The sequence below is a fragment of the Saccharothrix sp. ST-888 genome (assembly GCF_000955975.1).
In the GTDB taxonomy this organism is placed as follows: Bacteria; Actinomycetota; Actinomycetes; order Streptomycetales; family Streptomycetaceae; genus Kitasatospora.
Window position 1 is genome coordinate 13,505 of record NZ_JYJF01000010.1, and the last position, 22,158, is coordinate 35,662.

Sequence of the window (22,158 nt, forward strand, 5' to 3'; positions counted from 1 at the left end):
ATCAGTCCTTCAGTCGTTGATGGCGGGCTGCTCGGCGAGCGCCTTGGCGGTGGCGTCCTTCCAGGCCATCCAGCTCAGCAGGGCGCACTTGACCCGGGCGGGGTACTTGGAGACACCGGCGAACGCGACCGCGTCCTCCAGCACCTCCTCGTCGCCCTCGCCCTGCCCCTTGCTCTGCATCAGCTCCAGGAAGGCCTCCTGGATGACCTGGCCCTCGCCCACGGTCTTCCCGACCACCAGGTCGTTCAGCACCGAGGCGCTGGCCTGGCTGATCGAGCAGCCCTGCGACTCGTAGCTGACGTCGGCGACCACGGAGCCGTCGAGCCTGACCCGCAGGGTGATCTCGTCACCGCAGGTCGGGTTGACGTGGTGCACCTCGGCATCGCCGTCCCGCAGCCCCTTGCCGTGGGGGTTGCGGTAGTGGTCCAGGATGATCTCCTGGTACATCGAGTCGAGCTTCATATCGGTGAATCCAGCCCTCAGCCGAAGAAGTTGCGGACGTGGTGCAGGCCGGCGATCAGCGCGTCGACCTCCGCCGGCGTCGAGTACAGATAGAACGACGCTCGGGTGGTCGCCGGAATTCCGTACCGCAGGCACACCGGCCGCGCGCAGTGGTGGCCGACGCGCACGGCGATGCCCTGCTCGTCCAGCACCTGGCCCACGTCGTGCGGGTGGATGTCGCCGAGGGTGAAGGAGATCGCGGCACCGCGGTCGACGGCCGTACGGGGGCCGATGATCCGCAGGTCGGGGATCTCCAGCAGGCGCTCGACCGCGTACTCGGTGATCGCGTGCTCATGCGCGGCGATCTTGTCCATGCCGATGTTCGACAGGTAGTCCACGGCCGCACCGAGGCCGACCGCCTGGGCGATCGGCGGGGTGCCCGCCTCGAACTTGTGCGGCGCGGGGGCGTAGGTGGACGAGCCCATGGTGACGGTCTCGATCATCTCGCCGCCGCCGAGGAACGGGGGCAGGTCCTCCAGCAGCTCCTGACGGCCCCAGAGCACGCCGATGCCGGTCGGGGCCAGCATCTTGTGCCCGGTGAAGGCGACGAAGTCGGCCTCCAGCGCCTGGACGTCCAGCACCATGTGCGGGGCGGCCTGCGAGGCGTCGATGAGCACCAGCGCACCGACCGACTGGGCCTTGCGGACGATGGTCTCGACCGGGTTGACCGTGCCCAGCAGGTTGGAGACCAGGGTGAAGGAGACCACCTTGGTCTTCTCGGTGATCAGCTCGTCGATGTTGGAGAGGTCGAGCCGGCCCTCGTCGGTCAGCCCGAACCACTTCAGCTTCGCGCCGGTGCGCTGCGAGAGCAGCTGCCACGGAACGATGTTGGAGTGGTGCTCCATCTCCGTGATGACGATCTCGGCGTCCGCGTCCACCCGGTACGGCTCGTCGGCCCAACCCAGCATGTTCGCAACGAGGTTGAGGGACTCCGAGGCGTTCTTGGTGAAGATCACCTCGTCCCGGCTCGGCGCGTTGATGAAGGCCGCGACCTTGTCCCTGGCACCCTCGTACAGCGCCGTGGCCTCTTCGGCCAGCACGTGCACACCGCGGTGCACGTTGGCGTTGTGCCGCTCGTAGTACGCGGTGAGGGCCTCCAGCACCTGGCGGGGCTTCTGCGAGGTCGCCGCGTTGTCCAGGTACACCAGGGGCTTGCCGTCGTGCAGCACCCGCTGCAGGACCGGGAAGTCCTTGCGGATCGCATCGGTGTCGAGCAGCCCGGTCAGCGCCGAGCCGGTATGGGTTGTCACTCGGAAGCGCCGCCCTTCACGTAAGCCTCGTAGCCCTCGTTCTCCAGCTTGTCGGCGAGCTCGGCGCCGCCGGACTCGACGATGCGGCCGCCCGCGAAGACGTGGACGTAGTCGGGCTGGATGTACCGCAGGATGCGGGTGTAGTGGGTGACCAGCAGGGTGCCGACCTCGCCGGTGGAGCGGACCCGGTTGATGCCTTCGGAGACGATCCGCAGCGCGTCGACGTCCAGGCCGGAGTCGGTCTCGTCGAGGATCGCGATCTTCGGCTTGAGCAGCTCCAGCTGGAGGATCTCGTGGCGCTTCTTCTCGCCACCGGAGAAGCCCTCGTTGACGTTGCGCTCGGCGAAGGCCGGGTCCATCTGGAGGGCGGCCATCGCCTCCTTGACCTCCTTCACCCAGGTACGCAGTTTGGGGGCCTCGCCGCGGACGGCGGTGGCGGCGGTGCGCAGGAAGTTGGAGACCGAGACACCCGGGACCTCGACCGGGTACTGCATCGCCAGGAAGACGCCGGCCCGGGAGCGCTCGTCGACGGACATCTCCAGCACGTTCTCGCCGTCCAGCAGGACCGAGCCGCTGGTGACGGTGTACTTGGGGTGGCCGGCCAGCGAGTAGGCCAGGGTGGACTTGCCGGAGCCGTTCGGGCCCATGATGGCGTGGGTCTCGCCCTGCTTCACGGTCAGGTCGACGCCGCGCAGGATCTCGCGCGGGCCGCCCTCGGCGTCGACGGAGACGTGCAGGTCACGGATTTCAAGCGTTGCCATGTGTACTCAGGACTCCTGGTTGACGGAGACGAGCACATCGTCCCCTTCGATCTTTACGGGGTAGACGGCGACCGGCTTGGTGGCGGGCAGCCCGGACGGCTTGCCGGAACGCAGGTCGAAGCTGGAGCCGTGCAGCCAGCACTCGATCATGCAGTCCTCGACCTCGCCCTCCGAGAGCGAGACGTTCGCGTGCGAGCAGATGTCGTTGATCGCGAACACCTCGCCCTCGGTGAAGACGAGGGCCACCGGCACGCCGTTGAGCTCGACGCGCTTGGGCACGTCCTCGTGGAGGTCACTCAGCGAGCAGGCGCGCAGGAAGCTCATCCGACCGCCGCTTCCAGCTCGGCCTCGATCTTCTCCATCAGGTGGTCCTGGATCTCGGCGACGCCGATCTGCTGGACCAGTTCGGCGAAGAAGCCGCGCACCACCAGGCGGCGGGCCTCGTCCGCCGGGATGCCGCGGGCCTGCAGGTAGAAGAGCTGCTCGTCGTCGAAGCGGCCGGTGGCCGAGGCGTGCCCGGCGCCGACGATCTCGCCGGTCTCGATCTCCAGGTTCGGGATCGAGTCGACCCGGGCACCGTCGGTGAGCACCAGGTTGCGGTTGTGCTCGTAGGTGTCGGTGCCCTCGGCGGCGGCGCGGATCAGCACGTCGCCGACCCAGACCGCGTGCGCGTCCTGGCCCTGCAGAGCACCCTTGTAGACCACGTTGGACCGGCAGTGCGGGGTGTCGTGGTCGATGATCAGGCGGTGCTCCAGGTGCTGGCCGGCGTCGGCGAAGTACAGGCCGAAGAGCTCGGCCTCGCCGCCGGGGCCCGCGTAGCGCACCCGGGGGTGGATCCGGACCAGGTCGCCGCCGAAGGTGACGACCACGGACTTGAGCGAGGCGTCCCGGCCGACCAGGGCGGACTGCTGGGCGGTGTACACCGCGTCGCGCTCCCAGTCCTGGACGGAGACGAAGGTGAGCTTGGCGCCGTCGCCGACCAGCAGCTCGACGTTGGCGGCGCGGGTGCCGCTACCGGTGTGGTTCAGCACCACGACGGCCTCGGCGAACGGCTTGACCTCGATCACCACGTGCGCGAAGCGGACGCCGCCCTCGCCGTGCACGTCGATCTTCACCGGCTCGGTGAGCACCGTCTCCTTGGGGACGGTGACGACCAGCGCCTGTGCGAAGGCGCTGAACGCCTGCGCGGCGACCCGGTCCACCGGCGTACCGGCCTTGCCCAGGCGGGCGTCGTCGCGGCCGACGGTCTCGGCGGTGACGCCGTCCGGCAGGGCCAGCTCGATCTTGTCGGTGCCCTCGCCGGCCCGCGCGGCGGCGGCAGCGGTGCCGTCGTGCAGCCCGCCCAGGCGGTGCATCGGGGTGAAGCGCCAGTCCTCCTCGCGGCCGGTCGGCAGCGGGAAGTCGTTCACGTCGAACGAGGGCTTGACCGCGACGCGGGCGTCGATCGGCTGCTGGACGGTGGCCCGACCCGTGCCGGGACCGGCCAGCTTGTCACCGGCTCCGGTGGTCCCGACCTCGATCGAACCGGCGGTGGTGGCACCGGAGGTGTTCTGAACGTCAGCCATGGCTGTTCGTAGTGCTCTCTTCCTCAAAAGTGTGGATGGACGGCGTGCGGCCGGGCGTCAGCCGACCGAACCCTCCATCTGCAGCTCGATCAGCCGGTTGAGCTCCAGCGCGTACTCCATCGGCAGCTCACGGGCGATCGGCTCGACGAAACCGCGGACGATCATCGCCATCGCCTCGAACTCGGTCATGCCGCGGCTCATCAGGTAGAAGAGCTGGTCCTCGCTGACCTTGGAGACGGTCGCCTCGTGGCCCATCGACACGTCGTCCTCGCGGACGTCCACGTACGGGTAGGTGTCCGAGCGGGAGACGGTGTCGACCAGCAGCGCGTCGCAGAGCACGTTGGACTTGGCGCCCTTGGAGCCCTCGCCGATCTCGATCAGACCGCGGTACGAAGTCCGGCCACCGCCGCGCGCCACCGACTTGGAGACGATGTTGGAGGAGGTGTTCGGCGCCATGTGGACCATCTTGGCGCCGGCGTCCTGGTGCTGGCCCTCGCCCGCGAACGCGATCGACAGGGTCTCGCCCTTGGCGTGCTCGCCCATCAGGTAGACGGCCGGGTACTTCATGGTGACCTTGGAGCCGATGTTGCCGTCGACCCACTCCATGGTCGCGCCCTCGTACGCCACGGCGCGCTTGGTGACCAGGTTGTAGACGTTGTTCGACCAGTTCTGGATGGTCGTGTAGCGGCAGCGGCCGCCCTTCTTGACGATGATCTCGACCACGGCGCTGTGCAGCGAGTCCGAGGAGTAGATCGGCGCGGTGCAGCCCTCGACGTAGTGGACGTAGGCGTCCTCGTCGACGATGATCAGCGTCCGCTCGAACTGGCCCATGTTCTCGGTGTTGATCCGGAAGTAGGCCTGCAGCGGGATGTCGACGCGCACGCCCTTCGGCACGTAGATGAACGAACCGCCGGACCACACGGCCGTGTTCAGCGCGGCGAACTTGTTGTCACCGGCCGGGATGACGGTGCCGAAGTACTCCTTGAAGAGCTCCGGGTGCTCCTTCAGCGCGGTGTCGGTGTCCAGGAAGATGACGCCCTGCTCCTCCAGGTCCTCGCGGATCTGGTGGTAGACGACCTCGGACTCGTACTGCGCGGCGACACCGGCGACCAGGCGCTGCTTCTCCGCCTCCGGGATGCCCAGCTTGTCGTACGTCGCCTTGATGTCCGCGGGCAGGTCCTCCCAGGACTCGGCCTGCTTCTCGGTCGAGCGGACGAAGTACTTGATGTTGTCGAAGTCGATGCCGGACAGGTCGGAGCCCCAAGTCGGCATGGGCTTCTTGCCGAACAGCTTCAGGCCCTTGAGCCGCAGGTTGAGCATCCACTCGGACTCGGACTTCTTCGCCGAGATGTCCCGGACGACGTCCTCGCTGAGCCCACGCTTGGCTTCGGCACCCGCGACATCCGGGTCCGCCCAGCCGTACTCGTAGGTGCCCAGGCCCTCGAGCTCCGGGTGCGAAACGGTGTCAGTCATGCGAGGTTCCTCCGCGCGGACGCTGAATTCTGATCGGTAGACGTAGACGTACCGGCAGTCGGCACGGCATCGGGCGCCTGGCGTGGGCCGGGCGACGATGCGGCACCGGGTGCCGGCACATAGGTGGTGCAGACCCCGTCGCCGTGGGCGATGGTGGCCAGCCGTTGCACGTGGGTGCCCAGCAACTGGGAGAAGACCTCGGTCTCCGCCTCGCAGAGCTGGGGGAACTGCTCGGCGATGTGCGCGACCGGGCAGTGGTGCTGGCAGAGCTGGGCTCCCGCCGGAGCCTTCGCGGCAGCGGGGGACGGCACTCGCCGCACGGTGGCAGCGTACCCGTCGGCACTCAGCGCCTGGGCGAGAGCCTCGGTGCGCTCCTCGGGCCCGGCCTGGCCGAGCACGGTGAGGTACTTCTGGCCCTGCTTGCCGAACCGGGCGCGGGCGAAGGCGGCGACCGCCTCCTCGCCGGCCTTTCCGCCGCCCACCGCGTCGGAGATCCAGCGCAGGGCGTCGGCGGCCAGCTGGTCGTACGCCTGGTAGAAGGCGTCCCGGCCGGACTCGGTGAGGACGAACACCTTGGCGGGGCGGCCCCGGCCCCGGTTGCCGTAGACCCGCTGTTCGCGGGATTCGACCAGACCGGTGGCGAGCAGCCCGTCGAGGTGGCGGCGGACGGCCGCGGTGGTCAGCTGAAGCCGGCTGGCCAGGTCGGCGGCGGAGGAGGGCCCGTGGTCGAGGATCGACCGGGCCACCCGGTCCCGGGTGGCGCGGTGGCCGTCCAGCAGGACCTCGGTCGCCGTCGCGGGCACGGCACAGCCGGGGGCCGACTCGGCCTCCTGCTGATCAACCTGCTCGCGCATGTTTTTCACAACACGATTGTTGCGTAATTCCTTCCTCGGAGACAAGCCGTGATCCACGCCTCATCCATGGCATCCATCACGCAGGCAAGCCTTACCTGACCTGCGAAAACGATCACGGCACGCGGTGTCGGGCCGCCTCCGGCGGTCCTCTTACACTCGCCGGTATGCAGAACGAACCGGCTGTCGCGGTGACCGGGCTGGTCAAGCGGTACGGCGACAAGACCGCCGTGGACGGCCTCGACCTGACCGTCCCGCGCGGCGCGATCACCGCCGTGCTCGGCCCCAACGGCGCGGGCAAGACCACCACCATCGAGACCTGCGAGGGCTACCGCCGCCCCGACGCCGGCGCCGTCCGCGTGCTCGGCCTCGACCCGATCGCCGACGCCCGGCAGCTGCGCCCCAGGGTCGGCGTGATGCTCCAGGCCGGCGGCGTCTACGCGGGCGCCCGCGCCGTCGAGATGCTGCGGCACACCGCCAGGCTGCACGCCGATCCGCTGGACGTGGACGCCCTGGTCGAGCGCCTGGGCCTCGGCTCCTGCGGCCGCACCAGCTACCGCCGCCTCTCCGGCGGCCAGCAGCAGCGCCTGGCGCTGGCGATGGCCGTGGTCGGCCGCCCCGAACTGGTCTTCCTGGACGAGCCCACCGCCGGGCTCGACCCGCAGGCCCGGCGCGCCACCTGGGACCTGGTCCGCGAACTGAAGCGCGACGGCGTGACCGTGATCGTCACCACCCACCACATGGACGAGGCCGAGGAGCTCGCCGACCAGGTCGCCGTCGTCGACCGCGGCCGGGTGATCGCCACCGGCAGCCCGGCGGAGCTCCGCGGCCCCGAGGGCGAGAGCAGCCTGCGCTTCGAGGCTCCCGCCGGGCTCGACCTCGCCGCCCTGCGCAAACTCCTGCCGGAGGGCGTCGCGGCCGACGAGATCAGCCCCGGCCGCTACCGGGTCGAGGCCAAGCTCGGCCCCGAGGTGCTCTCGGCCATCACCGAATGGTGCGCCCTGGCCGGTGCCGCCCCCGAACGGCTCACGGTGCAGCTGCGCAGCCTCGAAGACGTCTTCCTCGACCTGACCGGACGGGACCTGCGCTCATGACCACCTCCTACTCCCCCGCCCCGGGCGCCGCACCGGTCGGCCGGATGCTGCTGGCGCAGACCGCCTTCGAGACGAAGATGCTGCTGCGCAACGGCGAACAGCTGCTGCTCACCGTGGTGATCCCGACCGTGCTGCTGGTGCTGTTCAGCGCCGTGGACGTGGTCTCGGTGGACGGACCCGGCAGACGGGTGGACTTCCTGGCACCCGGCCTGCTGGCCCTCGCCGTGATGTCCACCGCCTTCACCGGCCAGGCCATCGGCACCGGCTTCGAGCGCCGCTACGGCGTCCTCAAGCGGCTCGGCGCCTCCCCGCTGCCGCGCTGGGCACTGCTGACCGCCAAGACCGGCTGCGTCCTGATCACCGAGATCCTCCAGGTCCTGCTCCTCTCGGCGATCGCCCTCGCCCTCGGCTGGTCCCCGCACGGCAACCCGCTGGCCGTGGCCGGCCTGCTGGTGCTGGGCACCGCCGCCTTCTCCGGCCTCGGCCTGCTGATGGCGGGCACCCTGCGGGCGGAGGCCACGCTGGCCGCGGCCAACCTGGTGTTCATCCTGCTGCTGCTGGCGGGCGGCGTGGTGGTCCCGCTCAGCAAGTTCCCGTCCGCCGTCCGGTCGGCCCTGGAGCTGCTCCCGATCAGCGCCCTCTCCGACGGCCTGCGCTCGGTCCTCCAGTACGGCTCCGGCATCCCCTGGTCCGACCTGGGCATCCTCGCCGTCTGGGCCGTCCTGGGCCTCGGCGCGGCGGCCCGCTTCTTCCGCTGGGAGTAGCACCGTCGAGGGGTGACCAGTCAGGGGCGCGGGGAACTGCGCGAATCGGAAGGGCACTTCGCGCAGCTGAACCCGATCGGACAGTTGCACGTGCAACTCGCTCGATCGGGTTGAGGTGCGGCCCCGTGCCTTCCGCCCCGCGCAGTTCCCCACGCCGCTGAGTGGTGATCCGAGTGCCCTGGATGCGCTCGCTCTTCTCTATCGTGGGTACGTGACCTTTCATGGCTGGCCGGCCGAGGCGCTCGAGTTCTACGAGCACCTGGAAGCCGACAACTCCAGGACCTTCTGGGACGCGCACCGCCCCACGTACGAGGAGCACGTCCGCGCCCCGATGGCCGATCTGCTGGACGAGCTGGAGGACGAGTTCGGCCCCGGCAAGATCTTCCGGCCCAACCGCGACGTCCGGTTCAGCGCCGACAAGTCGCCGTACAAGACCCACATCGGCGGATACCTGCGCGCCGGCGGCTACATCCAGCTCTCCGCCGACGGCCTGGCCTGCGGCAACGGCATGTACCAGCTCGCCTCCGACCAGCTGGCCCGCTACCGCACCGCCGTTGCCGAGGACATCACCGGCGCCGAACTGGAACGCGTCATCGCCGAGGTCGAGCAGGCCGGCCCCGGCGTGCACGGCCGGGACGCCCTGAAGACCGCGCCGCGCGGCTACCCGAAGGACCACCCCCGGATCGAACTCCTCCGCTACAAGGGCCTGGTCGCCTGGCAGGAGTGGGAACCGGCCGCCTGGCTCGGCACCCGCACCGCCGTCGAGCGGATCACCGCCTTCCTGCGCGCCTCCCGGCCCCTGAAGGACTGGCTCGACCACCACGTCGGCCCGAGCGAGCTCCCCGAGCGGTAGTTCGGTCAGTGGCGGCGCGACCGGCGGCGGGTGGCGAACAGCAGTCCGCCAGCGCCAACGGTCCCGCCGTGCCGCATCCGCCGCTGTCCCGCCATGCCCGTGTTCCCTCCCGAACGACCTTGCCATGGACGGGCGTTGACAGTTCCGACCACCCGGAGCCAGGGCCTGCGGTGGGGCGCTCTACCGGTCCGGGCGCACGGTGCCACCCCGTCGGACTCCGAATGTCCGTGGGCCAACAGCCCACCGCAGCAAGGGACTCCGGCACCTGCGACAACAGAGAACGTGACCGGGCGGTGTGCATGCACGTCGCCCGGGCACGTCACCGGGCCCTGCGGCCCGCCGTCGGGGAGGGTGATCGGCTGCCGCCTCCGCTGTCTTCGGCCGTGACCGTGGCGCTGGCGGAGGGGCGGCCGAGGTCGGCGCGGCCGAGGCAGCACGCACGTGTCGGCGAACCCGGCCGCGAAGTCGATCGGGGACGAGCCCGCAGGGGCCGCCCCGGTACGCGCCTCCGGACGCCCAGAGCCTACCTGCTCCCCGGCGTGGGCACCGTTGCCGTGCATCACCTCGGCGCCCCGCCCCGGTCCGGCCGCGGCCCGGATCGGCCCGCGCCGCCAGGTGCGGCCCCGCACCAAGATCCGGCATAAGCCGACCTAGGATGAACGGGTGCGTACCCCCTCCTCCCTCCTCGCCGACCGCTGGCAGCCGTCCGCCGAGACCGTTCGCCGGGCCGCGCTCGCCGCGCTGGTGATGAGCGTAGTGATCGTGCTCACCGGCGGCGCCGTCCGGCTGACCGCCTCCGGCCTCGGCTGCACCACCTGGCCACGCTGCACCGGCGAGAGCCTGACGCCGACGCCCCAGATGGGCGTGCACGGCATCATCGAGTTCACCAACCGGATGCTCACCTACGTGCTGTGCGCGGCGATCGCCTGGGCCACCCTGGCCGCCCGCTGCCACCGCCCGTGGCGGCGCAGCCTCACCAGGCTCGGCTGGGCCCAGTTCTGGCTGGTGATGAGCAACGCCGTGATCGGCGGCATCACCGTGCTGACCGGCCTCAACCCGTACATCGTCGCGGTCCACATGGTCGCCGCGATGGGACTGGTCTGGGTCGCCCTGCTGATGTGGGAGCGCGGCAAGGAGGGCGACGGCGCCCCGCAGCAGCTGGCCTCCCAGCCGCTGGTGCGGCTCTCCCAGGCGATGGTGGCGGTGATCGGCCTGCTGGTGCTGGTCGGCACGGTGGTGACGGGAGCCGGCCACCACCCGGGCTCCTCCAGCGACGGCGGCAAGCCGGTGGACCGGATCCCGATCGACTACGACCGGCTCGTCCAGGCCCATGCCGACCTGGTGTTCCTCTCGGTCGGCCTGGTGATCGCCACGGTGTTCGTCTTCGCCGCGGTGAAGGCTCCGCCGGCGGCCCGCACCCGGGTCCGCGAGCTGCTGGTCCTGCTGCTCGCCCAGGGCCTGCTCGGCTTCGTCCAGTACTTCACCGACGCACCCGAGGTCATGGTCGGCCTGCACATGCTGGGCGCCGCCCTGGTGTGGGCCGCCGTCCTGCGCGTCCCGCTCGCCCTGCGCACCCGCGCCGGCGAGCCGGTCCCGGCCGCCCCGGCCGAGAAGACCCTCCAGGCCGCCTGAGCAAGAAGAGCACGAAGAGCAGAAGAGACGCGCCAGGGGCGCGGGGACCGCGCTTTCGCGCAGGTCCCCGCGCCCCTGTGTGCTCTGCCGGGCTTCCCGGCGGGGGAGCTTCAGCCGCCGAGCTGGATCCCGGCCATCCGCTTCCACTCGTACGCGCCGGTCTTCACCTTGAGCCCCAGCTCGCCCTCGAAGCTGTCGTGCAGCGTCAGCCCGGACAGTTCGGCGGCCCGGCGGCCGATGGCGTAGGTCGGGGCGACCTGGTCGCCCCACGCGCCGTCCGCGCCGACCAGGACGATCCGGGTGGCGGTCCGGCCGACGTACTCGACCACGCCCTCGGCGCTGCCGCCGTGCTGCCGGGCGAAGCTGTCGATGTGCTTGGCGATGCGCTTGGCGCGGCGCTCGGCGCGCGCGTCCTGCGGGGCGGTGGTGACGGTCTCTGCGCTGCTCATGCCCGCATGCTACCGACCGGTAGTCGGACTGGCGACGGGAGCGCCGTGTGCGGCGGGCCACACGCCCCACCGTCCTCCCGCCGACACCCCCGGCGGCACCGGCGGCACCGGCGGCATCTGACGGAGAACCTCCGGCCATCTGACACAGAAAAGCCCGACCTGGGCAGGTCGGGCCTTTCCGGAGGGTCGATCAGAGGAACGGATCCACCGCGACGACTACGAAGAGTAGTGAGAGATAGGTGATGGACCAGTGGAAGAGCCGCATCTCCTTCAGCGCCGCTCCCACGATCCCGGCCTTGGCCCGGGCGTACAGGCCGTGCGCCTCCTTGAGCCAGAAGGCACCGAGCACCACCGCCGCGACCGGGTAGAGCAGCGTGGTGTGCGCCAGCGGCCACAGGGCCAGCGAGACGGCCACCATCACCCAGGAGTAGATGACGATCTGCCTGGCCACCGCCAGGTTGCCCTTGAGCACCGGGAGCATCGGCACCCCGGCCCGCTCGTAGTCCTCACGGACCTTCATCGAGAGCGGCCAGTAGTGCGGCGGCGTCCAGAAGAAGATCACCAGGAAGAGCACCAGCGCCGACCAGGACAGCGAGTCGGTCACCGCCGCCCAGCCGACGAAGACCGGCATGCAGCCCGCGATACCGCCCCAGACGATGTTCTGGGTGGTGCGCCGCTTCAGGCCGAGCGTGTAGACGAAGACGTAGAACAGCAGAGCGGACAGCGCCAGCCCGGCGGACAGCCAGTTCACCAGCAGTCCGAGGAAGAGCGTGGAGCCGACCGCCAGCGCGATGCCGAAGACCAGCGCCTCGCGCGGCGACACCATCCCGGTGACGATCGGGCGGCGCTCGGTCCGGGACATCACCGCGTCGATGTCGCGGTCGATGTACATGTTGAGCGCGTTGGCGCCACCGGCCGACAGATAGCCGCCGACCACGACATACAGGACCAGCAGCAGGTTGGGCACCCCACGCTGCGCCAGGAACATCACCGGGACGGTGCTCATCAGCAGCAGCTCGATGATCCGAGGCTTGGTCAGTGCGACGAATGCCCCTACGCGGGCCCCGAACGGCCGGCGCGCAGGGCTCGCCCCGACCGCCCCGGCAGGGCGGCTCTCGACGGCGGTCACGAACACCCCAACTCAAGATGAATCTTCACAGGCGCCCTTGGGACCGCTTGGTTGCCGTCACGACCGCGCTGCGCGTACCACGCCACCTTAGACGCTCCATATCTCCGCACCGGCCTCGGGGTACCCCGGCGAGGCGCACGCGCACACCGCCGGGTGAACCCCCGCAAACCGCCCGCTCGCCCGTCTTGTCCTGTGGACGCGCAAAGCCGACCGATCCGGGTCAGGGTAGGACAAGGTGTGTGCGGCCTCCTCCGGGAATCGCGGCCACGAACTCCTGGTTGTCCCGGCACGCAGGGTGAGGCCCGCTCTGGCGGTAGGCTCGCACAGAGAAGCGGGATCAACCCTCCGTGACCGGCACCTAAATAACGTCAGGCCCACAATGACGTGGCCGACCGGTCCCTCACGGGGTCACTCTTCATTTATGGAAGGAGCCCTGACTCAGGGTGAGCACCACGCCGACGAACACATTCGAGTGGACCGACCTGGACCAGCGGACGGTCGACACCGCCCGGGTCCTGGCCATGGACGCCGTCCAGAAGGTGGGCAACGGCCACCCGGGGACGGCCATGTCGCTGGCCCCCGCGGCGTACCTGATCTTCCAGCGTTTCCTGCGCCACGACCCCACCGACCCCTCCTGGGTCGGCCGCGACCGCTTCGTGCTCTCGCCCGGGCACACCTCGCTGACGCTGTACACCCAGCTGTACCTCTCGGGCTACGGGCTGTCGCTGGACGACCTCAAGGCCTTCCGCGTCGCGGGCAGCCGCACCCCGGGGCACCCGGAGCACGGCCACACCGCCGGCGTCGAGACCACCACCGGCCCGCTGGGCCAGGGCATCGCCAACGCGGTGGGCATGGCGATGGCCGCCCGTTACGAGCGCGGTCTGTTCGACCCCGAGACCCCGGCGGGCGAGTCCCCGTTCGACCACACCATCTGGGCCATCGTCTCCGACGGCGACCTGGAGGAGGGCATCTCCGCCGAGGCGTCCTCGCTGGCGGGCCACCAGAAGCTGGGCAACCTGGTCGCGCTGTACGACGACAACCACATCTCGATCGAGGGCGACACCGAGACCGCCTTCTCCGAGGACGTCCTGGCCCGCTACGAGGCGTACGGCTGGCACGTCCAGCGGGTCACGCCGAAGGCCGACGGCGACATCGAAGTGCAGGCCCTGGCGACCGCGCTGGACGCGGCCCGCGCCGAGACCGGCCGTCCCTCGATGATCGCGATGCGCACCATCATCGCCTGGCCGGCCCCGAACGCCCAGGACACCGCCAAGGCGCACGGCTCGGCACTCGGCGAGGCCGAGATCGCCGCCACCAAGAAGGTGCTGGGCTTCGACCCGCAGAAGCACTTCGAGGTCTCCGAGGCGGTCGTCAACCACGCCCGCGAGGTGGTCCAGCGCGGCAAGGCGAAGCGCCACGAGTGGGAGAAGGGCTTCCACGCCTGGCGCGAGGCCAACCCGGAGCGCGCCGCCGAGTTCGACCGGATCACCGCCGGCGAGCTCCCCGACGGCTGGGAGAAGGCCGTCCCGGTCTTCCCGGCCGGCAAGGACGTCGCCACCCGCAAGGCCAGCGGCGACACCCTCAAGGCGCTCGGCGCGGTGATCCCGGAGCTGTGGGGCGGCTCGGCCGACCTCGCGGAGTCCAACCTCACCACCATCGACGAGGACAGCTCCTTCCTGCCCGAGGGCAACGGGCTGAAGTCCGCCAGCCCCTACGGCCGGACGATCCACTTCGGCATCCGCGAGCACGCCATGGGCTCGACCATGAACGGCATCGCGCTGCACGGCAACACCCGGGTCTACGGCGGCACCTTCCTGGTGTTCTCCGACTACATGCGCCCGGCCGTCCGCCTCGCCTCGCTGATGAAGCTCCCGGTCACCTACGTCTGGACGCACGACTCGATCGGCCTCGGCGAGGACGGCCCGACCCACCAGCCGGTCGAGCACCTGGCCGCGCTGCGCGCCATCCCCGGCCTGTCGGTGGTCCGCCCGGCCGACGCCAACGAGACGGCGGTCGTCTGGCGCGCCATCACCGAGCGGCACGCCAGCCGCCCCGGCCCGGTCGGCCTGGCGCTCACCCGCCAGGGCGTGCCGACCTTCGACCGCGAGGTCTTCCACTCGGCCGACGGCGCCGCCAAGGGCGGTTACGTGCTGGCCGAGGCGTCCACCAGCGCCCCGCAGGTGATCCTGATCGGCACCGGCTCCGAGGTCCAGCTCGCCGTCCAGGCGCGCGAGGCCCTGGAGGCCGACGGCATCGCCACCCGCGTGGTGTCCATGCCCTCGATCGAGTGGTTCAACGAGCAGGACCAGGCGTACCGCGACAGCGTGCTGCCGCCGAACGTCCGGGCCCGGGTCTCGGTCGAGGCCGGCATCGCCCAGGGCTGGCGCGAGCTGGTCGGCGACGCCGGACGGATCATCAGCCTGGACCACTACGGCGCCTCCGCCGACTACAAGGTGCTGTTCAACGAGTTCGGCCTGACCGCCGACGCCGTTGCCAACGCCGCCCGCGCCTCGCTCCGCACGGTCGAGGCCGTCTCCCGCTAAGAGGCACCTGGGCCGGGGCAGCCGACCGCACATCGGGTACCCCGGCCCGTCTGACCACCCCACAGCAGACGAACGAAGACGAAGAAGAGGATGAAGCACCATGACTGACGCACTGAAGCGCCTCAGCGACGAAGGCGTGGCGATCTGGCTGGACGACCTCAGCCGCGACCGGCTGAACACCGGGAACCTGGCCGAACTGGTGCAGAGCAAGCACGTGGTGGGCGTCACCACCAACCCGACCATCTTCCAGAAGGCCATCGGCGGCGGCAGCGCCGCCTACCAGGGCCAGCTGAAGGACCTGGCGGTCCGCAAGGTCACCACCGACGAGGCCGTCCGCATGATCACCACCTCGGACGTGCGCGACGCGGCCGACGTGCTGCGCCCGGTCTACGACGCCTCCAACGGCCGCGACGGCCGGGTCTCCATCGAGGTCGACCCGCGCCTGGCGCACGAGACCGAGCCGACCGTCGCCGAGGCGAAGCAGCTGTGGTGGCTGGTCGACCGTCCGAACGTGTTCATCAAGATCCCCGCCACCAAGGCCGGTCTGCCCGCCATCTCCGCCGTGCTCGCCAAGGGCATCAGCGTCAACGTCACGCTGATCTTCTCCCTGGAGCGCTACCGTGCGGTGATGGACGCCTACCTGACCGGTCTGGAGCAGGCCAAGGCCGCCGGTCTCGACCTCTCGCAGATCGAGTCGGTCGCCTCGTTCTTCGTCTCCCGCGTGGACACCGAGATCGACAAGCGCCTGGACAAGATCGGCGGCGAGGCCAAGCAGCTCCGCTCCAAGGCCGCGGTGGCCAACGCCCGCCTCGCCTACCAGGCGTACGAGGAGGTGTTCTCCAGCGACCGCTGGAAGGCCCTGGAGGCCGCCGGTGCCAAGGCGCAGCGTCCGCTGTGGGCCTCCACCGGCGTCAAGGACCCGGCCCTGCCGGACACCATGTACGTCACCGAGCTGGTCGCCCCCGGCACCGTGAACACCATGCCCGAGGCCACCCTGGACGCCACCGACGACCACGGTCAGGTCACCGGTGACACCATCACCACCAACTACGCCGACGCCAAGGCCGTGATGGACGCCATCGCCGCCGCCGGGGTCGACTACGACGATGTCGTCCAGGTGCTGGAGGACGAGGGCGTGCAGAAGTTCGAGCAGTCCTGGAACGAGCTGCTCGACACCGTCACCGCCAGCCTGGCCGGCTTCGCCACCGAGAAGTGATCTCACCCGCTCACATCCACCGAAAGCGGAGCCACTCCAGTGAGCACTGACTTCCCCGAGGTCGAGCAGGGCGAACCCCCGCTCGTGTCCTCGAACCCCCTGCGGGATCCCGCAGACCGACGGCTCCCGCGCATCGCGGGGCCGTCGGGCCTGGTCATCTTCGGTGTCACCGGCGACCTGTCGCGCAAGAAGCTGATGCCGGCCATCTACGACCTCGCCAACCGCGGTCTGCTGCCGCCGGGCTTCTCGCTCGTCGGCTTCGCCCGCCGCGAGTGGGAGGACGAGGACTTCGCCAAGGAGGTCCACGACGCGGTCAAGCTGCACGCCCGCACTCCCTTCCGGGAGGAGGTCTGGCAGCAGCTCGCCAAGGGCATGCGCTTCATCCAGGGCAGCTTCGACGACGACGACGCCTTCGAGCACCTGCGCAAGACGATCGAGCACCTGGATGCCGCGCAGGGCACCAGCGGCAACTTCGCCTTCTACCTGTCGGTGCCGCCGAAGTCCTTCCCGATCGTGGTCCAGCAGCTCAAGAAGCACGGCCTGGCCGACCCGCCGCAGGGCTCCTGGCGCCGCGCGGTGATCGAGAAGCCGTTCGGTCACGACCTGGAGAGCGCCCAGGAGCTGAACCGGATCGTCCACGAGGTCTTCCCCCGGGACGAGGTCTTCCGGATCGACCACTACCTGGGCAAGGAGACGGTCCAGAACATCCTGGCGCTGCGGTTCGCCAACACGATGTTCGAGCCGATCTGGAACCGGTCGTACGTCGACCACGTGCAGATCACCATGGCCGAGGACATCGGCATCGGCGGCCGCGCCGGGTACTACGACGGCATCGGCGCCGCCCGGGACGTCATCCAGAACCACCTGATCCAGCTGATGGCCCTCACCGCGATCGAGGAGCCCGCGTCCTTCCACCCGAAGGCGCTGGTCGCCGAGAAGCTCAAGGTGCTGAGCGCGGTCAAGCTCCCGACCGACCTGGGCAAGCACACCGTGCGCGGCCAGTACGCGGCCGGCTGGCAGGGCGGCGAGGAGGTGCTCGGGTACCTGGACGAGGACGGCATCGACCCCAACTCCAAGACCGACACCTACGCGGCGATCAAGCTGGAGATCAACAACCGCCGCTGGGCCGGGGTCCCGTTCTACCTGCGCACCGGCAAGCGCCTGGGCCGCCGGGTCACCGAGATCGCGGTGGTCTTCAAGCGTGCCCCGTACCTGCCCTTCGACGCCTACGCGACCGAGGAGCTGGGGCAGAACGCGCTGGTCATCCGGGTGCAGCCGGACGAGGGCGTGACGGTGCGGTTCGGCTCCAAGGTGCCCGGCACCTCCTTCGAGGTGCGCGACGTCACCATGGACTTCCAGTACGGCGAGTCCTTCACCGAGTCCAGCCCGGAGGCGTACGAGCGGCTCATCCTGGACGTCCTGCTCGGCGACGCCAACCTGTTCCCCCGGCACCAGGAGGTCGAGCTCTCCTGGCAGATCCTCGACCCGATCGAGAAGTACTGGGACACCCACGGCAAGCCCGCCCAGTACCCGGCCGGGACCTGGGGGCCCGCCGAGGCGGACGAGATGCTCGCACGAGACGGCAGGAGCTGGCGTCGGCCATGAAGATCGACCTGACCAACACCACGTCCAGCAAGATCAACGCTTCGCTGATGGACGCCCGTCGGGCCAGCGGAGCCGGCGCCGCCGGCATGGTGCTCACCCTCGTCATCGTCACCGACGAGGGCAGTGCCTACGACGCGCTCAAGGCCGCCAACGACGCCTCGCGCGAGCACCCGAACCGCACCCTCGCGGTGATCAAGCGCGCCGGGCGCTCGCCCCGGGCCCGGGCCGAGACCCGGCTGGACGCCGAGATCCTGGTCGGCTCGGACGCCGGTTCGGGCGAGACCGTCATCCTGCGCATGCACGGTGAACTCACCGCGCACGCCCAGTCGGTGGTGCTGCCGCTGCTGCTGCCTGACGCCCCCGTGGTGGTCTGGTGGCCGGAGAACGCACCGCAGCACCCGGCGCAGGACCCGCTGGGCGCGCTCGCCCAGCGCCGGATCACCGACGCGGTCACCGCGGAGTCCCCGGTCGGCCAGCTCGCCCAGCGGGCCGAGAGCTACGCCCCCGGCGACACCGACCTGGCCTGGACCCGGATCACCGGCTGGCGCTCCATGCTGGCCGCGGCCCTGGACCAGCACCCGGCGAAGATCGTCTCCGCCGTGGTCGAGGGCGAGCCCTACAACCCGAGCGTCGAGCTGCTCGGGCTGTGGCTGATGACCCGGCTGCGCGTCCCGGTCGAGCGGGTGGTCACGGCAGGGCCCGGGATCACCTCGGTCACCCTGCGCACCAAGGACGGCGCCATCGTCCTGGACCGCCCGGACGGCCTGATGGGCACGCTCTCCATGCCCGGCTCGCCCGACCGCCAGGTCGCGCTCAAGCGCCGGGAGACCTCGGAGCTGATCGCCGAGGAGCTGCGCCGCCTCGACCCGGACGACATCTACGCGACGGCCGTCCGCACCCCGGTCGACCGGCTGCAGGAGCCCGCTCCGGCGGACCCGCAGTCGGCGGACCCGCAGCCGGCCGCGAGCACGGACGGCGAGGCGGCGGACGGCGCAGCCGATCCAGCCGATGCAGCCGATGCAGCGGCGGACGACAAGGCCGAGAAGGGCGCCGCGAAGAAGGCGGCGCCCCGGAAGCGGTCGGCATCGTGACGGCTGCCGCCACCCCGCAGCTGGTCGTCCACCGCGACAAGGAGCTGATGGCCGAGGCGACCGCCGCCCGGCTGATCACCCGGATCGTGGACGCCCAGGCCGCCCGTGGCACCGCTTCGGTGGTGCTCACGGGCGGGCGCAACGGCAACGCCCTGCTCGCCGCGATCGCCGCCTCCCCGGCGCGCGACGCGGTGGACTGGGCCAACCTGGAGCTCTGGTGGGGCGACGAGCGTTTCGTCCCCGCCGCGGACCCGGACCGGAACGCCGTCCAGGCACGGGCCGAACTGCTCGACTCCGTCCCGCTCGACCCGGCGCGGGTGCACGAGATGCCCGCCTCGGACGGGGTGGACGGCTCCGACGTGGAGGCCGCCGCCGCGCGCTACGCCCAGGAGCTGGCCCATGCGGCCGGCCCCGGTGACCACGCCGGTGTCCCGGCCTTCGACGTGCTGCTGCTCGGCGTCGGCCCGGACACCCATGTCGCCTCGCTCTTCCCCGAGCACCCGGGCGTCCGGGAGAGCGAGCTGACCGTGATCGGCGTGCGCGGGGCGCCCAAGCCGCCGCCCACCCGGATCTCGCTCACCCTCCCGGCCATCCGGGCGGCGCGCGAGGTCTGGCTGCTGGCGGTCGGCGAGGACAAGGCCGACGCCGTCGCGATGGCGCTCTCCGGGCCCGGCGAGATCCAGGCGCCGGCCTCCGGCGCCCGCGGTCTCAGCCGCACCCTGTGGCTCCTCGACCGCACGGCGGCCGCGAAGATCCCGACCGGCCTCTACCCGCCGGCCTAGCCGCCGGGGGCACTCGGGGCTGAACAGCGGTGCCCCGCACCGCCGTTCAGCCCCGTTCCGCCGTCCGGCGCACTGTCTACAGCGACCGGCGGGTACGGACCAGCAGGAACACCACCAGCGCGGCGGCCAGCACCAGGCAGATGCCGGACTCGACGCCCTGCAGCGGCCAGTAGTCCGAGGCGCGGTGCACGTCGCTGTACTCCCTGGCGTCGCCCAGGCAGGCCGCGTAGTCGGTGCTGGAGGTACAGGCGTCGATCGGCAGCCGGGTGCCGTCCGGGCGCAGGTAGCCCTGGCCGAAGCCCCACATGTCGTTGGGCAGGGCGGACTGCGGGATCAGCACGGTCTCCCCACTCCACAGGTACGGACGGACCATGGACATCCCGTACTGGAGTGCCGCGACCACCGCGAGGGTGACGCCCATCGCCGGGACCACCCGGCCCAGCAGGGCCCCGACGGTCGCGCCGACCGCCAGCGCCAGCAGCACGGTGGCGATCAGCGTCGGCCCGCCGGAGACGATGAACGCCCGGCTGGACCAGGCCACCCCGGAGACGTCGTTGGCGGAGGGCTGCCACAGCCAGCGGTAGAGCAGCACCGGCGCCGCGGAGCCGACCGCCCCGATCAGCCCGACGGTGACCAGCTTGGCGAGCGTCCAGCGGAGTCGGCCGACCGACTGGGCCAGGACCAGCCGCCAGGTGCCGCTCTCCAGCTCCCGGGCGAACAGCGGTGCCCCCACGAAGACTCCGGCCGTCGCGGGCAGCAGCAGGAGCAGCAAGCCGATCCCCTTGAGCAGCAGACCGTAGCTCCCCCGGAAGTTCGCCACCGCCTGCTGCATGCCCGGCACCTGGCACCGGGAGTCCGCGCTGATCTCGGCGCAGCCGGCGATGTGGTTGCTGTCGATGTAGCCGACCATCTCGCTGCGCAGGAACGGGAAGGCCACGGCGGCCACGGCGATGACGGCCAGCCAGAGGACGACCGTCAGCCGCTGCTGGCGCCACATCAGCCAGCGGAGGCTCTGCGGGCCCGACTGCGGACGGGCCGGTGGACGCGTCCCGGTGCCGGTGGCGGTGCCCGGGTGGGTGCTCATGCTCATGCCGCCACCGCCGCAGCGGCCGGGCGGGCCTCGTCGGTGAGCAGGGCGGGCACGCCGGAGGCGCGCAGGTGGGCCAGCAGGAGTTCCCCCAGGGTGGGCGTCTCGGCGTGCCAGCCGCCGGGCAGCGGACCGTCCGGGCGGAGCAGTGCGGTGAGCTGGCGGCCGTTGCGGCGGGTCTCGATCACCTGGTGCGAGGCGAGTTCGGCCGGCGTCCCGTCCTCGGTGACGGCCGCGGTGACGAGCAGGTGGGCGTCGAGGAGCTCCTCGATGTCACCCGCAAGGAGGACCTTGCCGTCGGCGAGCAGGACCAGGTAGTCGCAGGCGTCCTCCAGCTCGGCGACCACGTGCGAGGACATCAGGACGGTGGTGCCGCGTTCGGCGGCCTCCGCCATCAGCAGGCCCATCAGCTCGTGGCGGGCCAGCGGGTCGAGGTCGGACATCGGTTCGTCCAGGATCAGCAGGTCGGGCTGCTTGCCGAGGGCCACGGCGAGCGAGACCCGGGTGCGCTGGCCGCCGGAGAGCGAGCCGATCCTGGCGGAGTGCGGGAAGCGGCCGCCGGCCAGCAGTGCCTCCGCCTTGGCCTGGTCCCAGCTGGGGTTGAGGTCGCGGCCCAGGCGCAGGGTCTCGGCGACGGTGAAGCCGCCGTAGAGCGGCTTGTCCTGGGCGGCGTACCCGATCCGGCCCTGGTTCTCCGGGGCGTCCAGCGGGCGGCCGAAGAGCTCGACGGTGCCCTCGGTGGGCGCCAGCAGGTGCGCGGCGATCGACATCAGGGTGCTCTTGCCGGCACCGTTCGGGCCGACCATGGCGCAGATCCGCCCGGCGGGCAGCCGGAAGGAGCAGTTGCGCAGGGCCCAGCCGCGCCGGTAGCGCTTGCCGAGGCCGTCGGCCTCCAGGGCGGTCGGCCGGGTCTCGGCGTGCTCGCCGAAGTCGCCCGAGTACAGCTCGGTCATAGGTTCCCCTTGTCTTTCCCGGCCGCGTCCCCTGGACCGGCCGTGAATTCCTCGTCGACCACGGCCGCGACCAGCGCGGTGACGTCGTCCCGGTCCAGCCCCGCCTGCCGGGCCCTGGCGGCCCAGGCCGCCAGTTCGGCCCGCAGCGGGGAGTCGGGAGCCGCCTCCTCGTGCGCGAGCGTGCGCAGGACGAAGGTGCCGAGACCGGGGCGGGGGGCGACGAGCCCCTCGCGTTCGAGTTCCCGGTAGGCCTTCAGCACCGTGTTCGGGTTGATGGCGGTGGCTTCCACCACCTGCTTGGCGGTCGGCAGCCGGTCCCCCGGCACCAGCAGGCCGAGCCTGAGCGCCTGCTTGGTCTGCTGCACGATCTGGAGGTAGGTGGCGACACCACTTCGCCGGTCGATGCGGAAGTCGACCACTTGCACCACCGTTTCACTAATTGATTAGTGGAATGGTGGTGCAAGAGAGCCCCGCTCGTCAACCGAAGCCGACGACGGGGCTCATCGAGGTGAAAAAAATAGGGCCGGGCCAACGGCCCAGCCCTGGTTACTGCGGTGAC

Annotated in this window: 21 protein-coding genes; 9 read left to right on the top strand and 12 right to left on the bottom strand. The window is 70.9% G+C overall.

What is annotated here, in order from left to right; translation table 11 throughout:
• Positions 1-9: 9 nt before the first annotated feature.
• Genes sufU through UK12_RS06415 form a run of 7 tightly spaced genes read right to left on the bottom strand, consistent with a single transcriptional unit; the run spans position 10 to position 6,404 of the window.
• Positions 10-462, bottom strand: a complete 453-nt coding sequence (sufU, locus tag UK12_RS06385; RefSeq protein ID WP_045300529.1) for a Fe-S cluster assembly sulfur transfer protein SufU — start codon at positions 460-462, stop codon at positions 10-12.
• Between the two features lie 17 nt (positions 463-479).
• A complete protein-coding gene (locus UK12_RS06390; RefSeq protein WP_045300531.1) occupies positions 480-1,751 on the bottom strand; it encodes a cysteine desulfurase in 1,272 nt (423 codons plus the stop codon).
• Positions 1,748-2,512: a Fe-S cluster assembly ATPase SufC gene (gene sufC / locus UK12_RS06395; RefSeq protein ID WP_045300533.1), complete on the bottom strand. Its 765-nt coding sequence runs from the start codon at positions 2,510-2,512 to the stop codon at positions 1,748-1,750. The genes UK12_RS06390 and sufC overlap by 4 nt, the downstream gene beginning before the upstream one ends.
• 6 nt (positions 2,513-2,518) lie before the next feature.
• Complete coding sequence (locus tag UK12_RS06400) at positions 2,519-2,836, bottom strand: non-heme iron oxygenase ferredoxin subunit (protein WP_045300535.1); 318 nt, start codon at positions 2,834-2,836, stop codon at positions 2,519-2,521.
• The gene (sufD, locus tag UK12_RS06405; protein WP_045300537.1) at positions 2,833-4,077 is read right to left on the bottom strand and encodes a Fe-S cluster assembly protein SufD; all 1,245 of its coding nucleotides are present in this window, start codon (positions 4,075-4,077) and stop codon (positions 2,833-2,835) included. Before sufD ends, UK12_RS06400 begins: the two co-directional genes overlap by 4 nt.
• Before the next feature lie 57 nt (positions 4,078-4,134).
• The gene (sufB, locus tag UK12_RS06410) at positions 4,135-5,550 is read right to left on the bottom strand and encodes a Fe-S cluster assembly protein SufB (RefSeq protein WP_045300539.1); all 1,416 of its coding nucleotides are present in this window, start codon (positions 5,548-5,550) and stop codon (positions 4,135-4,137) included.
• A complete protein-coding gene (locus UK12_RS06415) occupies positions 5,547-6,404 on the bottom strand; it encodes a helix-turn-helix transcriptional regulator (protein WP_045300541.1) in 858 nt (285 codons plus the stop codon). Before UK12_RS06415 ends, sufB begins: the two co-directional genes overlap by 4 nt.
• Before the next feature lie 164 nt (positions 6,405-6,568).
• Here UK12_RS06415 and UK12_RS06420 point away from each other — a divergent pair, with 164 nt between their 5' ends.
• The 4 genes from UK12_RS06420 (at position 6,569) to UK12_RS06435 (ending at position 10,744) form a co-directional block, all read left to right on the top strand.
• Positions 6,569-7,495, top strand: a complete 927-nt coding sequence (locus UK12_RS06420) for an ABC transporter ATP-binding protein (protein WP_045300543.1) — start codon at positions 6,569-6,571, stop codon at positions 7,493-7,495.
• The gene (locus UK12_RS06425) at positions 7,492-8,259 is read left to right on the top strand and encodes an ABC transporter permease (protein WP_045300545.1); all 768 of its coding nucleotides are present in this window, start codon (positions 7,492-7,494) and stop codon (positions 8,257-8,259) included. Before UK12_RS06420 ends, UK12_RS06425 begins: the two co-directional genes overlap by 4 nt.
• Before the next feature lie 211 nt (positions 8,260-8,470).
• The gene (locus tag UK12_RS06430; protein ID WP_045300547.1) at positions 8,471-9,112 is read left to right on the top strand and encodes a DUF2461 domain-containing protein; all 642 of its coding nucleotides are present in this window, start codon (positions 8,471-8,473) and stop codon (positions 9,110-9,112) included.
• 663 nt (positions 9,113-9,775) lie between these two features.
• The gene (locus UK12_RS06435) at positions 9,776-10,744 is read left to right on the top strand and encodes a COX15/CtaA family protein (RefSeq protein WP_045300549.1); all 969 of its coding nucleotides are present in this window, start codon (positions 9,776-9,778) and stop codon (positions 10,742-10,744) included.
• A gap of 110 nt (positions 10,745-10,854) precedes the next feature.
• Here the strand turns inward: UK12_RS06435 and UK12_RS06440 are convergent, their stop codons facing one another.
• Positions 10,855-11,193, bottom strand: coding sequence for a hypothetical protein (locus tag UK12_RS06440; RefSeq protein ID WP_045300551.1), 339 nt, complete (start codon positions 11,191-11,193; stop codon positions 10,855-10,857).
• 190 nt (positions 11,194-11,383) lie between these two features.
• Positions 11,384-12,328 carry a heme o synthase gene (locus tag UK12_RS06445; RefSeq protein WP_063838216.1) on the bottom strand — a complete coding sequence of 315 codons (945 nt, stop codon included), beginning with the start codon at positions 12,326-12,328 and terminating at the stop codon, positions 11,384-11,386.
• A gap of 437 nt (positions 12,329-12,765) precedes the next feature.
• On the opposite strand from UK12_RS06445, the gene tkt reads away from it, so the two are divergent.
• The 5 genes from tkt (at position 12,766) to pgl (ending at position 19,559) form a co-directional block, all read left to right on the top strand.
• Positions 12,766-14,865 (top strand): transketolase, encoded by a 2,100-nt coding sequence (tkt, locus tag UK12_RS06450; protein ID WP_045300553.1) that lies wholly within the window; start codon positions 12,766-12,768, stop codon positions 14,863-14,865.
• A gap of 100 nt (positions 14,866-14,965) precedes the next feature.
• Positions 14,966-16,081 carry a transaldolase gene (gene tal / locus UK12_RS06455; RefSeq protein ID WP_045300555.1) on the top strand — a complete coding sequence of 372 codons (1,116 nt, stop codon included), beginning with the start codon at positions 14,966-14,968 and terminating at the stop codon, positions 16,079-16,081.
• Positions 16,082-16,120: 39 nt separating this feature from the next.
• Complete coding sequence (gene zwf / locus UK12_RS06460) at positions 16,121-17,686, top strand: glucose-6-phosphate dehydrogenase (protein ID WP_231591067.1); 1,566 nt, start codon at positions 16,121-16,123, stop codon at positions 17,684-17,686.
• Positions 17,683-18,777 (top strand): glucose-6-phosphate dehydrogenase assembly protein OpcA, encoded by a 1,095-nt coding sequence (gene opcA / locus UK12_RS06465; RefSeq protein WP_045300556.1) that lies wholly within the window; start codon positions 17,683-17,685, stop codon positions 18,775-18,777. Before zwf ends, opcA begins: the two co-directional genes overlap by 4 nt.
• Positions 18,774-19,559, top strand: a complete 786-nt coding sequence (gene pgl / locus UK12_RS06470) for a 6-phosphogluconolactonase (RefSeq protein WP_442973776.1) — start codon at positions 18,774-18,776, stop codon at positions 19,557-19,559. Before opcA ends, pgl begins: the two co-directional genes overlap by 4 nt.
• Before the next feature lie 76 nt (positions 19,560-19,635).
• Here the strand turns inward: pgl and UK12_RS06475 are convergent, their stop codons facing one another.
• From UK12_RS06475 to UK12_RS06485, 3 genes are read right to left on the bottom strand one after another with little or no spacing between them, the layout of a single operon-like run.
• Complete coding sequence (locus tag UK12_RS06475; protein ID WP_045300558.1) at positions 19,636-20,649, bottom strand: ABC transporter permease; 1,014 nt, start codon at positions 20,647-20,649, stop codon at positions 19,636-19,638.
• On the bottom strand, positions 20,646-21,599 hold the full coding sequence (locus UK12_RS06480) for an ABC transporter ATP-binding protein (protein WP_045300561.1): 954 nt from the start codon (positions 21,597-21,599) through the stop codon (positions 20,646-20,648). Before UK12_RS06480 ends, UK12_RS06475 begins: the two co-directional genes overlap by 4 nt.
• Positions 21,596-22,018: a GntR family transcriptional regulator gene (locus UK12_RS06485; RefSeq protein ID WP_045300563.1), complete on the bottom strand. Its 423-nt coding sequence runs from the start codon at positions 22,016-22,018 to the stop codon at positions 21,596-21,598. The genes UK12_RS06480 and UK12_RS06485 overlap by 4 nt, the downstream gene beginning before the upstream one ends.
• Positions 22,019-22,158: the final 140 nt, after the last annotated feature.

Coding starts and splice junctions, on each gene's coding strand:
- sufU (WP_045300529.1), bottom strand. CDS start 462: ATGAAGCTCGACTCGATGTACCAGGAGATCATCCTGGACCACTACCGC.
- UK12_RS06400 (WP_045300535.1), bottom strand. CDS start 2,836: ATGAGCTTCCTGCGCGCCTGCTCGCTGAGTGACCTCCACGAGGACGTG.
- UK12_RS06440 (WP_045300551.1), bottom strand. CDS start 11,193: ATGAGCAGCGCAGAGACCGTCACCACCGCCCCGCAGGACGCGCGCGCC.
- sufC (WP_045300533.1), bottom strand. CDS start 2,512: ATGGCAACGCTTGAAATCCGTGACCTGCACGTCTCCGTCGACGCCGAG.
- sufD (WP_045300537.1), bottom strand. CDS start 4,077: ATGGCTGACGTTCAGAACACCTCCGGTGCCACCACCGCCGGTTCGATC.
- UK12_RS06425 (WP_045300545.1), top strand. CDS start 7,492: ATGACCACCTCCTACTCCCCCGCCCCGGGCGCCGCACCGGTCGGCCGG.
- UK12_RS06475 (WP_045300558.1), bottom strand. CDS start 20,649: ATGAGCATGAGCACCCACCCGGGCACCGCCACCGGCACCGGGACGCGT.
- opcA (WP_045300556.1), top strand. CDS start 17,683: ATGAAGATCGACCTGACCAACACCACGTCCAGCAAGATCAACGCTTCG.
- UK12_RS06480 (WP_045300561.1), bottom strand. CDS start 21,599: ATGACCGAGCTGTACTCGGGCGACTTCGGCGAGCACGCCGAGACCCGG.
- UK12_RS06415 (WP_045300541.1), bottom strand. CDS start 6,404: ATGCGCGAGCAGGTTGATCAGCAGGAGGCCGAGTCGGCCCCCGGCTGT.
- tal (WP_045300555.1), top strand. CDS start 14,966: ATGACTGACGCACTGAAGCGCCTCAGCGACGAAGGCGTGGCGATCTGG.
- sufB (WP_045300539.1), bottom strand. CDS start 5,550: ATGACTGACACCGTTTCGCACCCGGAGCTCGAGGGCCTGGGCACCTAC.
- UK12_RS06420 (WP_045300543.1), top strand. CDS start 6,569: ATGCAGAACGAACCGGCTGTCGCGGTGACCGGGCTGGTCAAGCGGTAC.